Origin of the sequence: Curtobacterium sp. MCBD17_040 (assembly GCF_003234805.2) — a bacterium.
Taxonomy (GTDB): Bacteria; Actinomycetota; Actinomycetes; order Actinomycetales; family Microbacteriaceae; genus Curtobacterium.
Map to the genome: position 1 here is coordinate 2,708,587 of NZ_CP126273.1, position 13,197 is coordinate 2,721,783.

At 71.8% G+C, this 13,197-nt stretch carries 11 protein-coding genes; 4 read left to right on the plus strand and 7 right to left on the minus strand.

What is annotated here, in order from left to right; genetic code table 11:
- Window positions 1-73: 73 nt before the first annotated feature.
- Together DEI94_RS12645 and fabI are read left to right on the plus strand one after the other, a co-directional pair.
- Window positions 74-1,156, plus strand: a complete 1,083-nt coding sequence (locus tag DEI94_RS12645) for a hypothetical protein (RefSeq protein ID WP_111026387.1) — start codon at window positions 74-76, stop codon at window positions 1,154-1,156.
- Window positions 1,153-1,920, plus strand: coding sequence for an enoyl-ACP reductase FabI (gene fabI / locus DEI94_RS12650; RefSeq protein ID WP_111026386.1), 768 nt, complete (start codon window positions 1,153-1,155; stop codon window positions 1,918-1,920). Before DEI94_RS12645 ends, fabI begins: the two co-directional genes overlap by 4 nt.
- Window positions 1,921-2,072: 152 nt before the next feature.
- Here fabI and DEI94_RS12655 read toward each other — a convergent pair whose 3' ends face one another.
- The 6 genes from DEI94_RS12655 to DEI94_RS12680 form a co-directional block, all read right to left on the minus strand.
- On the minus strand, window positions 2,073-3,452 hold the full coding sequence (locus DEI94_RS12655; RefSeq protein WP_146249445.1) for a hypothetical protein: 1,380 nt from the start codon (window positions 3,450-3,452) through the stop codon (window positions 2,073-2,075).
- A 102-nt stretch (window positions 3,453-3,554) separates the two neighbouring features.
- Window positions 3,555-4,784: a glycoside hydrolase family 3 N-terminal domain-containing protein gene (locus DEI94_RS12660; RefSeq protein ID WP_111026385.1), complete on the minus strand. Its 1,230-nt coding sequence runs from the start codon at window positions 4,782-4,784 to the stop codon at window positions 3,555-3,557.
- Between the two features lie 143 nt (window positions 4,785-4,927).
- Window positions 4,928-6,871: a beta-L-arabinofuranosidase domain-containing protein gene (locus DEI94_RS12665; RefSeq protein ID WP_111026384.1), complete on the minus strand. Its 1,944-nt coding sequence runs from the start codon at window positions 6,869-6,871 to the stop codon at window positions 4,928-4,930.
- A complete protein-coding gene (locus tag DEI94_RS12670) occupies window positions 6,868-7,833 on the minus strand; it encodes a carbohydrate ABC transporter permease (RefSeq protein WP_111026383.1) in 966 nt (321 codons plus the stop codon). Before DEI94_RS12670 ends, DEI94_RS12665 begins: the two co-directional genes overlap by 4 nt.
- Entirely contained in the window at window positions 7,830-8,780 is a 951-nt protein-coding gene (locus tag DEI94_RS12675) for a carbohydrate ABC transporter permease (RefSeq protein WP_111010947.1), read from the minus strand. Before DEI94_RS12675 ends, DEI94_RS12670 begins: the two co-directional genes overlap by 4 nt.
- Window positions 8,777-10,081: an ABC transporter substrate-binding protein gene (locus DEI94_RS12680; protein ID WP_181441764.1), complete on the minus strand. Its 1,305-nt coding sequence runs from the start codon at window positions 10,079-10,081 to the stop codon at window positions 8,777-8,779. The genes DEI94_RS12675 and DEI94_RS12680 overlap by 4 nt, the downstream gene beginning before the upstream one ends.
- 153 nt (window positions 10,082-10,234) lie before the next feature.
- Here DEI94_RS12680 and DEI94_RS12685 point away from each other — a divergent pair, with 153 nt between their 5' ends.
- Window positions 10,235-11,302, plus strand: a complete 1,068-nt coding sequence (locus tag DEI94_RS12685) for a LacI family DNA-binding transcriptional regulator (protein WP_111026381.1) — start codon at window positions 10,235-10,237, stop codon at window positions 11,300-11,302.
- Window positions 11,299-12,270, plus strand: coding sequence for a phosphotransferase family protein (locus tag DEI94_RS12690; protein ID WP_258377980.1), 972 nt, complete (start codon window positions 11,299-11,301; stop codon window positions 12,268-12,270). Before DEI94_RS12685 ends, DEI94_RS12690 begins: the two co-directional genes overlap by 4 nt.
- Window positions 12,271-12,364: 94 nt before the next feature.
- On the opposite strand, the gene DEI94_RS12695 is transcribed toward DEI94_RS12690, so the two are convergent.
- Window positions 12,365-13,183: an SDR family oxidoreductase gene (locus DEI94_RS12695; RefSeq protein ID WP_111026379.1), complete on the minus strand. Its 819-nt coding sequence runs from the start codon at window positions 13,181-13,183 to the stop codon at window positions 12,365-12,367.
- Window positions 13,184-13,197: the final 14 nt, after the last annotated feature.

Here is a 13,197-nt window from a genome sequence, read left to right on the forward strand (position 1 = left end):
CGTTCTGGGGCGCGGACGCGCTCGGTCCGGCCCTGCCGTGCCCGCCCCGGGATCCCGAGCGCGGAGGCACAGGATGGCGAACACCGAGGTCGATCCCGTCGGCCGGTGGGTCGTCGTCGATCACTTCGGTGCCGTCACGACCCTGCTCGCGGTCGGTGACCAGGAGCACGCCGGGGTCAGCCCTCGGCGGAACCTGGACCGCCGCGCGCGCGAGGTGCTGCTCCCCGCACTGTCCGAGGTGATCGGGTCGGGCGCGGCCCTGCGACGCATCGTGCACCTGGGGGGCGATGCGTACCAGGTCGACGCCCGGCCCGTGATCACGCCGGACCGGTCGCACGTGACGGGCGCGTACGGCGTGTTCGTCCCGGCTGCCGACCCCGTGCCGGAGCCGCCGCTCATCGGTGCGTGGCAGTGGACGGTGGACACGTCCGGCAACAACGTCGGGTCGACGTCGTCGCAGTGGGACGCCAGCCTCTACCGATTGCACGAGTTCAGCCCGGACGAGGTCCAGTCGAGCCGGGGTCCGGTCGGCGACTGGTTGACGCGACTCCTGCCGTACGAGGAGCGTGCGCGGGTGAAGACGACCGTGGACGCCGGGCTCGCCGCCGCGAACGGGGTGCACCAGCTCCTCACCTTCGGTGCCGTCACCCGCCCGGACACGCCGAACCCCGGCCGCAAGCAGTTGGCACTCGTCGGCACGTCGACCGTCCTGCCCGACCGGCCGGGCGTGTTCTACGCCTACGGGTTCACGCGGGAGGTCCCGAAGCCGAGCACGTACCGCACGACCGGTCTCGACATCGTCGACGCGGCGGAGTTCGCCCGCGCCTACTTCGCGCTCGCGGGTGACGTCGCGTACGCCGCCGTCGACTGCCTCCAGTCGTCGACGTTCATGACGTCGCCGAGCTGGGGGCGGCTCGGGCTCCACGAGCCGTTCGAGGGCGACATCGCCTCGCTCGCGCTCGCGGAGGACCGTCCCGCCTTCGAGGAGTTCGTCGCCGCCGCGCGTCGGAGCGTCGACCACGACGCAGCCACGCACGACGTGCGACTCGTCCGCGACGACGGCTCCCCCGCCCGGTTCCGCGTCCGTGCGGCGCGGGTGGACCGGACGGTGGCGGCGAGCCGGTACCTGCTGCTGTCGTTCGAGGCACGCTCGTGAGCCTCCTCGCCGGCAAGACCGTGCTCGTCTCGGGCGTGTTCACCGAGTCCTCGATCGCGTTCCGCACCGCCGCGATCGCGCAGGAGCAGGGCGCCACCGTGATCCTCAGCGGGTTCGGGCGGCGCCGTCGCATCACCGAGGCCGTCGCACGACGGCTGCCGACGACCGCGCCCGTCGTGGAGTTCGACGCCGAGGAACCGGCCGACGTGGGCCTCCTGGCCGACCGGCTCCGCGAGCACACCGACCGACTCGACGGCGTCGTGCACTGCATCTCGGCGAGCCTGCCGTCAGTCGTCGGCGGCGGGTTCAGCGATGCCGAGTGGGACGACGTCGCCCACTCGTTCCGGGTCTCCGCGTACTCGCTGCAATCGCTCGTCCGCGGCGCGGACCCGCTGCTCGGCGCGGGCGCGAGCGTCGTCGGGTGCACGCTCGACGCCTCCCGGGCCTGGCCCGTCTACGGCTGGGCCGGCGTCGCCAAGGCGGCGTACGAGTCCGTGAACCGGTACCTCGCGCTGCACCTCGGTCCGCGCGGCATCCGCACCAACCTCGTCGCCGCCGGCCCCGTCGACTCGTTCACCATGCGGGCGATCGAGGGCATCGACCAGGTGAACGGCCTCTGGGAGGACCGGGCCCCGCTCGCCTGGGACCGCACCGACCCGACACCCGTGGCCAGGACCATCGTCGCGCTGCTCTCCGACTGGCTGCCGGCCACGACCGGGTCGATCGTCCACGCCGACGGCGGGTTCCACGCGGTCGAGTACTGACCGGCGCCGGAGGTCGACCCGGCCGGGACGTGGAAATGCCCCGGCGGACTCGGGGGAAGCCCGCCGGGGCGGATCCGCGGAGTTGGGGGGAACGCCGCGGACAGGTCGATGGTACCCCTCGCACGCCGCATCGCGTGGTCCGGAGCGCCGTCTCACCATCCCGTGTCGAGCGTGTGCTGCACGAGGAGGGCGGTCAGGACCTGGACGACCAGGCCGGACCATCGCCAGCGGGGTGAGAGCAACGCCGTCCCGACGAGCACCCACGGCGCGAAGGGCAGCCAGATGCGCTCCACCTCGGCCTTGCTCATCCCCGATACGTCGGCGAGGAACACCATGGCGGCGCCGGCGAGTGCCAGGACCACCGGGACGACGGTCGCCCGAGGGAGCCGCCGGTACGCATGGATCCAGCCGTGACCGCGCAGCACCGCGCGCGCTCGCACGAGCGTCTGTGCGACGGCAGGCCCGATCACCGGTCCCGCGCTGAAGGCGAACGCGGCCAGGTCACCCCAGACCCAGTACCCGAACGGACGCTTGTGTGCCACGCCGTTGTAGTACCGCTCGCGGAGGACCGGGTACGCCTCCCACCAGGCGAACCCCCACAGCGCGAACGCCCCGACGACCGCGACGGCACCGAGCAGCCCCCACACGAGTGGTCGCCACGAACGTGCCGCGACGAGCACCCCCACCGCCAGGACGCCGAGCAAGGGCAGCCCGTAGGAGAGCATGACGCTGCACCCGAACAGCAGTCCCGCTGCGACACCCCACGCGGCGGCGGCCCCGCCGCGCCGGCTCGTCGCCGACCGGGCCAGCAGACAGGCCGCCCAGGCGCCGCACGCAGCGAACACCGCGTCGGCGGAGACGGCCGACCACACCGCTGCGGGACCGAGGACGAGGAACGGGGCGGCACGGCGGGCGGCGGAATCGGCGCCGAGGGTACGCAGGGTGAGCAGCACCGCGACCGGCGTCGTCGCCGCGACGAGCAAGGTCATCCAGCCCGCCGCCAGGCCGGTCGTGAACCCGAGCCGGACGAGGACCACGTAGAAGAGCAACGCCCCGGGCGGGTGCCCGGCGATGTGGACCGGCCACTTGCCCGGGCCGCCCACGATGCGTGGGATGAACCCGTGGAGGGTCTGGGCGAACGGATGCCCAGCCACGGCCCGCGCCGTGTCCATGTACTCGTACGGGGTGTCGAGGACGTGACCGATGCCGTGGGAGCCGTCGACCAGTGCGAGCGCCGCGAACCACGCAACCGTGACCGCGTACGCGCCGGGCACGAGCACCGCCCAGCGCGCCCGAGCGGCCACCCGGTGTGCGAACACCACCCCGAGCACCGCCAGCGCCACCGCCGGCAGTGTCCCCGGCCCGACCCGCGGGTCCCAGTGCGCGTGCAGGGGCGGGAACGCGATGACGTGCACGCGCCAGCCGGTCAGTCTCGGGATCAGCACTGCGGCGGCCATGAGGAGGACGGCGACGGCCAGGCCGACCACCGCTGGCGTCCGCGGTCGTCGGACGTGGTGTTCAGGAAGGGACATGGATCTCCGGTTCCGGCCGTCGAGGAAGCGTCTCATGCAACCAGATCACAGGCCCGACTGGGCGGACGGCTGCACGATCGCGCGCCGCGAGCGCACGCGACGTCAGCCGAGCGACTGCTGCTTGGCCTGCACGACGCGCCGCGCGGCCGCGTCGACCTGCTGCCGGAAGGACGCGTCGGTCCGGGCCTTCGCGACGACCGCGTCGACCATCGGGTCGACCACGCTCGGATCGGCGGAGGCGAGCACGATGTCCGACCCCGCCTGGATCGCCAGGACCGCCCGCTGCGCCGGGGTCCACTGCTGCACCTGGGCGGCGGTCGAGAGGTCGTCGGTGACCACGACGCCGTCGAACCCGAGCTGGCCGCGCAGCAGGCCCTGGACCACCGTCGGCGAGAACGCGGCCGGCATCGACGGGTCGATCCGCGAGTAGTACGCGGTCGACGTCATGACGAACCGGGCGCCGTCATGGACCTCGGCGCGGAACACCTGCACGGATGGGCTGTCGGCGGTCGTCACGCTGTCGGTGACACCACTCGTGTAGTCCGTGTTGCCCGTCACGTTCCCGAGGCCCGGGAAGTGCTTCACGACGCTCTGTACGCCGGCCGCCTGCAGGCCCCCGCGGAACGCGTCGGCCGCGCCCGTGATCGTGCCCGGGTCGAAGCCGAGTTCGCGGCGGTACCGCCCGATCGGCGGGTTCGCCGCCGCGGTCGCCGGCGAGGGCAGGAGGTCCACCACCGGCCCGAGGTCGAGGTCCACCCCCGCAGCCGCGAGCTGCCGCCCCCACGTCACCGCGTCGTCGTGCAGCGCGGCCGGCGGCATCGTGCCCTGGGCGAGACCGTCCGGGATGTCCGAGAACCCCGGGCCACGGAGCACCTGCACCTGCCCGCCCTCCTGGTCCGTGGCGACCAACATCGGCAGTCCCGCGGTGGTGTCGTCAGACACCAGACCGGTGACCTGCCGGACGACGGCGGCGGTCGCGGCCGTGCCGGACGTCGAGCGGCCGGAGAGGAACACGTTGCCGACGTGGTGCGTCCGCACCGCCTCGAGCGCCTGGACGCCCGCCGCGGTCGCCGGGGTGCCCACCATGAACAGCTGCCCGACGCGTTGCTCGAGCGTCAGGCCGGCGAGCGGGTCGGGGGTCGGCGTCGGGGTCGGGGTCCCTGTGGGGCGCGACGGGGAGGCGGAGGCGGGCCGGGAGGATCGCGGCGACGGGCCTCCGGGCGTGGACGGACCGACGCACGCGCTGAGGACCGACGCGACGACGAGCGCGGTCGCGGCGGCGAGGAACGGGCGTGCCCGGCGGCGGACGACGGAGCAGGCGGGCACGGACATGACGTGGGCGATGGTAGGCGGCGCGGCGCGGGAGCGGCTGAGCGCACGGCAGCCGGCCGAACTCCGCCGGCAGATCGACCACGACCTCGAACCCCGCGGCGTCGGCGGCTCGGAGGCGCAGCCCTCACGCCTCCGAGCCCCGGTCACCGCTCCGTCGGCTCGTCCGGATCGTCGATGTCCCGCCAGTTCCCGATGACCGGGAACTCGGTGACCCGCAGCCGAGCCGATCCGTACGGCACGAGACGGAGGTCGTCGTCCGGTCCGTGGTCGAGCACCGGGCTGAACGGCGGCGTGTCCGCCTGTGCCCCGGCCATCCGCCACTCGGTCGCGCGCGCACCCGGGGCGTGCAGCACGACGGGCGCACGCCGCCGGTCCTCCAACGACCAGGGGGCAGCCGGGACTGCACCGCGGGTCACCCGCCATCCCGCAGCGTCGCGGACCTCGGCGAGCGCCCAGTTCCACGACCCGCGCGCGTGCACCTCCCACTCGCCGATGCCGGGCGCCCCGTCGTGCTCCACCCACCGCTCTCCCGGCGAGTACACCATCGTCAGCGGCCCGAGCCGCACCGCGGCGGCCTGACGCTCGCGCCGGACGACCCGGGCCCGCATCGGCAGGACGAGGACGACGTCCCCCGTCGCCGACCAGTCGCGTTCCAGGGTCACGTACCCGTCCACGATCGGGAGGCCCGCATCGGCCCCCGGCGATCCGATCGCCACACGGACACCGCCGACCGTCAACTCGGCGCCCTGCGCCCACGACGGGACGCGCAGCCGCAGGGCGAACGGCGTCGTGCGCGAGGTCGCGACCCGGATCCTCACGCTCTCGTCGAACGGGTACTCGGTGTCCACGACGATCGACACCGCATCGTCGTCCACCTCGGTCGCGATCGCGGACGGCGCGTAGGCGACGACCCGCAGCCCGTCCGCGTCGCGCAGCCACAGGTGCGACACGAACTTCGGCCACCCCTGGTGGAGGTTGGCGGTGCAGCACCCGAAGTGGGGTTCGAGTCCGAAGATCCCGGCGTCGTCGGACGAGAAACTCCACTCCCGCCGGCCGACCGACACCTCGACCTGGTTCGCCTGCTGGTGGTACTGGTGCCCACGCATCTCGGGGTCGCTCGACGCCGGGAGCAGGTTGTACGCGAGCGACTCGAGCCGGTCGCCGTCGATGCCGCGTCCGTACACCTGCGCGTGCACCTCCGCGGTGAACATCATCTCGACGACCTGACAGGTCTCGATGCCGGCCGTGGCCTCACGTCCGCCGAGCCACTCGTCGCCGGAGAACCATCCGCTCGCCTGCCCGTGCCAGCGGTCGAGCGCGGTGAACGACGCCTCCGTCCGAGCGGTGTGGCCACGGACGTCCCGGTCGCGGAGCGCCGAGACGGCTCCCGTCTTCAGACCCATGGCGACGTTCGGTCCGTGCGTCCGGTGCGAGAACGTCCGGGCCGGGCCGGTGATGAGGTCGCTCGCCAGGTAGTCGTCCCACCGGATGGTCTGCGCTGCCAGCAGGTCGACGAGGTCGAGCAGCCACGGGTCGCCGGTCCGCTCGTACAGCCACCACACGGACAGCGCGTTGTCGGCGCCCCGAGCACGTCCCCACGAGGTCAGCGGCCGGCCCGGGAGCGCGGAGAGCTGGTGCCGGAAGTACCGCTCGAGGAACGGCGGCACCCGCTCGTCGCCCGTGGCGTCAGCGTGCTGCGTGAGCACCTTGAGGGCGACCATCCGCGGCCACCAGTCGTCGTTGCCGATCGGCCCGAAGAACCCGTCGTCGCGCTGCGATGCGAGGATCCACTCGATCCACGGCGTCGCCAGGGCGAGGAGCCGGTCGTCCTGCAGCACGTGCGCGAGCGGGACCAGCCCGTCGAGGTAGTACGGCCCGCGCTCCCAGTTCTCCCCCGCTCCCCCACGCCAGCCGCTGTCCGGCCCGACGTCGGGCCAGATCGCCTCGAGCTGCCCGGTGATGTTGTCGGCCTGCAACCGGAGCTGGTCGAGCAGCCAGCCGCGTGGCGTGATGCTCCCGAGCGGCAGCGGCCGGTGTGATCGCCCCTCGGTGGTCGTGGTGGTGGTCGTGGTGCTGGCGATTGTCATTTGATCGATCCTCCGATGAGGCCTCTGGTGTAGTAGCGCTGCAGGGCGAGGAACAGCACGACCACCGGAACGGTCGCGACGCACGCGACCGCGGTGAGGAGTCCGGGGTCGATCACCGGGACCCCGGGGATCTTGAAGGACGTGCTGATGCTCGACAGCGCGAGCGGGAGTGTGTACTTGCTGTCCGTCGACAGGAACGTCACCGAACTCAGGAGGTCGTTCCAGCCGGCCATGAACCCGAACAGCGCGACCGTGACGAGCCCTGGCCACGCCAGCGGGAGCATCACCGAGCGGAGGATCCGCCCGGTGCCGGCGCCGTCGATCGCTGCCGCGTCCTCGAGTTCCGACGGGATGCCGTCGAAGGTGTTGCGCATGACGAACACCGAGAACGGGAGCTGGAGTGTCACGAGGACGAGCACCACCCCGGCCAGCGAATCGAGCAGCCCGAGCTTGCCGAGCACGATCGACAGCGGCGTCAGCAGTCCCTGGAACGGCACGACGAGCGGCGCGAGCAGGAGGATGAACACGACCGACGAGCCGCGGAACCGGATCTTCGACAGGGCGTAGGCGGCGAGCGTCGACACGAGCGCCACGAGGACCGCGACCGCGATGGCGACCACGAACGAGTTGACGATGTTCTGCCGCAGGTCCACCGACGGGTCGAACACCTTCCCGTAGTTCCGGAGTGTGAGCGTCGCGAGCGACTCCGGCCCGATCCCCCGGGCGTCGGCGTCGGCCGGCAGGAACGACCGGAACAGGATGTAGACGACCGGCGCGATGAACAGGAGCGCGAGCACCGTCCCGATGGCGACGTAGGCGACACCACTCGCGTCGGGCCCACGCCGCCGCCGCGCGGGCGCATGCGGCAGTCCGGTCCGGTTCGCGGCATCCGGTCTGGAGGCTCGGCTCGCGTCACGTCGAGGCGCCGCTGCCGTTCGCTTCGTCACGTCCGTCGTGCTCATCGCTCGTCCTCCGCACTGGTCGAGCGCAGCGCCCGCAGCTGGACGATCGCGATGACGAGGATGATCACCGTGAGGATCATCGACAGGGCGGCGCCGTAGCCGAGGTCGTACCGGACGAACGACTGCTGGTACGTGTACATCACGGTCGTCGTGGTCGCGCCGCTCGGGCCGCCCTTGGTCAGCACGTAGAACTGGTCGAAGACGAGGATCGAGCCGGACACCGCGAGCAGCAGGCAGAGCGCGAACTGTCGCCGGACGAGCGGGAACACGACGGACCCCTCGCGACGCCACCATCCGGCGCCGTCGATCTTCGCCGCCTCGATCACCTCGCCCGGCACGGCCTGCATGCCCGCCATGAGCAGGATCATCGCGACGCCCATCGACTTCCACACCGTCAGGACGACGACCGCCCAGAACGCCGTGTCCGGTGCCGTGAACCACGCGGTGTCCCCGTTGGTCACTCCGACCGACCGGAGGAGCACGTTGATCGCCCCGGTGCCCGGCACGAGCAGCACGTTCGCCATGTAGGCGGCGGCGGTGAACCCGATGACGACCGGCATGAAGAACGCCGTCCGGACGAAGGAGACGAACCGCCCCTCACCCCGGACCATCGTCGCGGCGGCGTAGCTCACGGCCATCCCGACCGGCACCGACACGACGGTGAACAGGAGCGAGAACACGAGCGAGTGCCAGAACGCCGCATCCTGGAACGCCTGTACGTAGTTCCCGACGCCGGCGGGGCTGACCCGGCCGAGGAGGGGCCAGTTCGAGAACGACATCACGACGAGCAGCACCATCGGCACGACGAAGAACACGACCGCGAGGACGAGCGCGGGGGCGACGAGCACCCATGCCAGTGTCTGGCGCCGACGGCCGGCGGAGCGCGGCCGGGCACCCATGCGCCCGTCCGCGACCCCGGCGAGCGCCGAGGAGGTGACGGCCGTCACTTCCCGACCTGGCTGTAGGCCTGCCCGATGAGCGCGTTCGCTTGCTTCTCGGCGCTCGCGAGGGCCGTCGAGGCGTCAGCGCCCTGGAAGATCACCTTCTGGGACTGCTGTGCCCACGGACCGTTGGGGTCGTTGATCACCGCGTTGTAGGCGATGCTCTTCGGGAGCTTGCCGATCGCGAGCGTGTCGACGATGTCCTTCGACCACTCGTCGGTCGCGAGGCTCTTCGCCACGGTGAGGTCCGGTGCGATCCAGCCCTGCGAGAGATCGATCCGCGCGGCCTTCTTCGAGCTGACGAGCCACTTCATGAGCGACCACGCACCGTCGCTGTTCTTCGCACCGGCCGTCATGCCGATCTCGTCACCGCCGAGGAAGGAACCAGAACCGCCGTCCACGCCGGGGATCCCGACGGCGCTGCCGAAGTCGGCCTTCTTCGCGGTGAGGGTGTTCGCGCCGGTGAACACGATGCCGACCTTGCCGTTCAGGGCGTTCTCCTGCCCGACGTTGCCCGGGTCCTGGTTCGGTTCGTCGGTCTTCTGCATGAGCCCGGACTTCCACATGTCCTGGTACCAATCGACCATGCCGACCAGGTTCTTGCTGGTGAACTCGGCCTTCTGGCTCTTCCCTGCCGCGGTGAGGACGCTACCGCCCTTCGCCCAGGCGCTCGGGAACCCCGTCCACGCCTGCCCGACGCCGCCGAGGGTCGAGAATCCGGTGACGCCACCGCCGAGCCCCTGGATCTTCTCTGCAGCGGCCTTGACCTCGGCGAGGGAGGTCGGCGGCTTGGTCGGGTCAAGCCCCGCCTTCTCGAACAGGGACTTGTTCCAGAACATCTGCGATCCGGTCAGTGCCACCGGCAGGGCGTACTGCTTGCCGTCGAGCCTGCCGATCGCGACGCCAGCCGGAGCGAGGTCGCCCTTGTCCGGCAGCTTCCCCGCCTTGTCCGTGACGTCGGCGAGCAGACCCTGCGTCGCGAGCAGCGGCGTGTTGACGATGTCGTAGCTGACGAGGTCGGGCACGGATCCCGCTCGCGCCGAGTTCGCGAGCTTCGTGAGGTACTGATCGGCCTGGATCGTGGAGATCTTCACCGTGACGTCCGGGTGCGCCTTCTCGTACGCCTTGACCTGGTCCGTCAGGTCGACACCGCCGTCACGCTGCCAGAGCGTGACGGTGCCCTTCGCCGCATCGCCGCCTCCACCGGCCGAGCCACTCGCAGAACATCCGGCCAGCCCGATCACCGCGATCGTCAGGGCGGCCGCGGCGACCGAAGTCCGCCGCGTCATCGATGTCTTCATCGTCATCTCCCGCATCTCTCCTTGCCGCACCGTTGCCGCAAGATTTGCTGTGTTTGCTGACGCTATGGCTCGCGGTGTGGCCGTGTCAATGCGCTGATCCGACCAGTATTGCGGCAATGTTTGCCGTGTGCCGTACGCTGGCAGCGGGAGGAGGACGCAGTGGTCAACCGACGTGAAGTGACCCTCGCCGACGTCGCCGCGCGAACGGGGGTGTCCGTCGGCACGGTCTCCAAGGTCCTCAACGGCCGGGGGCAGATCGCGGAGGAGACGCGGCAACGCGTCAGCGCGGCCGCCACGGAGCTGGGACTGACGGTGCGCGCCCCGGGGCGGACGGTGCCGGGCGCCGACCGTGCGGTCGCCCGACCGATGCGCGGGCTCGCTGGGGCGCCAGGGTCGGCGGGCGTGGCCCCAGGGCGGTCCTTCCTGGTGGGTGTGCTGTCGACGGACGCCTACGGCCGCTTCACCATCCCCATCCTCACCGGCGCCGAGGACACCTTCGGCCCGGGCGAGGTCTCGATGTTGCTCGCCGAGAGCCGCGGCGACCCGATCCGCGAGACGCACTACGTGCAGACGTTCCTCAACCAGCGCGTCGACGGCATCGTCGTGACGGGGCGCTCGAGCGATCCGCGCCCGTCGATCACCGAGCTGCTCGGCGTCCCCGCCGTGTACGCGCTCTCGCCGTCGCTCGACCCCGACGACGTCTCGATCGTGCCGGACGACGAAGCAGGCGCGGCCCGAGCGATCGACCACCTGCTGGGATCGGGCCGCCGCTCGATCGCGGTCATCTCGGGTGCCCGACGACACACCGCGAGTTCGCACCGCGTCGAGAGCGCGAAGCGGGCGATCGCCGCCGCCGGCGCCACACTCGCCAGCGGCGACGCGATGTACGGCGAGTGGAGCGAACGGTGGGGGTACGAGGCCGCGACCCGGTTGCTCGGGACGCAGTTCGACGGGGTGTTCTGCACCAGTGACCAGATCGCGCGAGGCGTCGTGGACTGCCTCCGTGAGGCGGGCATCGTGGTGCCGACCCAGGTCGGCGTCGTCGGCGTCGACAACTGGAGCGTCATCACCGACGCCGCGCGGCCGAGCATCACGTCGGTGGACCTCAACCTCCGGGAGGTCGGGCGCCAGGCGGCGGACCTGCTCATGCGGATGATCCAGGGTGAGCAGGTCACGGGCGGCGTGCGCACGGCGGACTGTTTCCTCGTGGCACGGCAGTCGACGTGAGCGACGAGGCCGACCCGCGGCTGCGGCGCACGTTGGCGGCAGCCGGGCTGCCGCCGACGGGGCGGTACCTGCTCAAGGCCGGCTGGGTGAGCCGTGCCTGGGTCGGCGACGAGTACGTCGTCCGGCTGAGCGACGGACGGATCCGTGACGCCTACGACCACGAAGCCAGGGTCGTCGACCTGCTCGGTGGCAGTGCCGTTCCGCACGCTCGACACATCGCGCACGGCGACGGCCCGGACGGACCCTGGTCCGTCTCCGAACGCCTTCCGGGTCGGACCCTGCACGACGCGTGGCCCTCGGCCGATCCGAGCCTGCGGCGAGCGATGATCGAGAGCCTCGGAGCCGCGTTGCGCGCACTCCACGGCGTTCCCGTACCGGACGACCTGATGCCGCCGTGGCTCGCCGACGCGCTGAACGGAGGGTCGTGGCCCGCGTACCACCCACCCGTCGTGCACGCGATGCTCCAGCTGGTCGAGGACGCCCGTCGTTCACCCACGCATGACCCGCGCCTGCTCGCGGACGTCGCCGACTGGATCGGGGAGCGACTTCCGCTGTTCACGGCCGAGCACCACGTCCTCGTCCACGGCGACCTCCACGGGTCCAACGTGATGGTCGACGGAGACCGGGTCACCGGGATCATCGACTTCGCGGAGGCACTGGCGCAGCCAGCGACCGCCGAGCTCGACACGATCCTGCGCTGGTGCGCTCGACCGTCCGAGTTCCCACCGACGCCCGACGCTCGAGGGCTCGACGGGCCATCGCTCGCCGAGGTCCCCGGTTGGCTGCACGGCGCCTACCCGGAGCTGTTCGAGCGCGAGCACCTCCGCGAACGGTTGGACGTCCACGACCTGTTCGTGGAGCTCGCGATCGCCGCGCATCATCCCGACCCCGAGGTGCGCGATGTGGCGTGGGGTCGCGTCGCCCACCTGCTCTCCGGTCACAACCATCTCGACGGACTCGTCTGGTAGGTCCGGGGGCCTCCTGATCAGGCGCACCACGCGGTGACCGGTCAGCCTGCACAGCCCCGGCGCGGCGTGGAGGAACGCGCCGGGGCACCGGCACTCAGCTGCCGTGCGCCTCCTCGGCGACCGGCTGCCATGCGCGCCACGTCTCGAGTCGGCTCGCGTAGTCCTTCTCGGCGATCCCGAGCGGCGCCGACCCGAAGAAGACGCGCAGCGGCGGCTCCTCGGCGTCGACGATCCGGAGGATCGGCCCACGGGTGGCGGCCGGGTCGCCCGCGCTGGCCGCGGCACGGCTCGCGTTGCGGGCCTCCCGGACGTCGGCGTAGGCGTCGATCTCGGCGCTCGTCGAGGACGACGGGCCGGACCAGTCCGTGGAGAACCCGCCGGGCTCGACCAGGGTGACCGTGATGCCGAAGCCGGCGACCTCCTGGGACAGCGACTGGCTGAACCCCTCGAGCGCCCACTTCGACGCGTGGTAGATGCCGGTGATCGGGAACGCGCTGATCCCGCCGATGCTCGACACCTGGATGATGCGGCCCGACCGCTGCTCGCGCATGATCGGGAGCGCCGCCTGGGTGACCCAGAGGGCCCCGAACAGGTTCGTCTCGAGCTGGGCGCGCGCCTCCTGCTCGCTGATCTCCTCGATCATCCCGAACTGTCCGTAGCCGGCGTTGTTGACGACCACGTCGAGGCGCCCGAAGCGCTCGGCCGCCTGCTGCACCGCCGCGAAGTCGGCGTCACGGTCGGTGACGTCGAGACGGATCGGGAGGAACGTGTCCGGGTACTGCTCGGCGAGTGCGACGACGTCGTCCGGGTTGCGGGCGGTCCCGGCGACGCTGTCGCCGCGTTCCAGGGCGGCCTCCGCCCACTCGCGTCCGAAGCCCCGGGACGCGCCGGTGATGAACCAGACCTTGCTCATACTTGTTCTCCTTC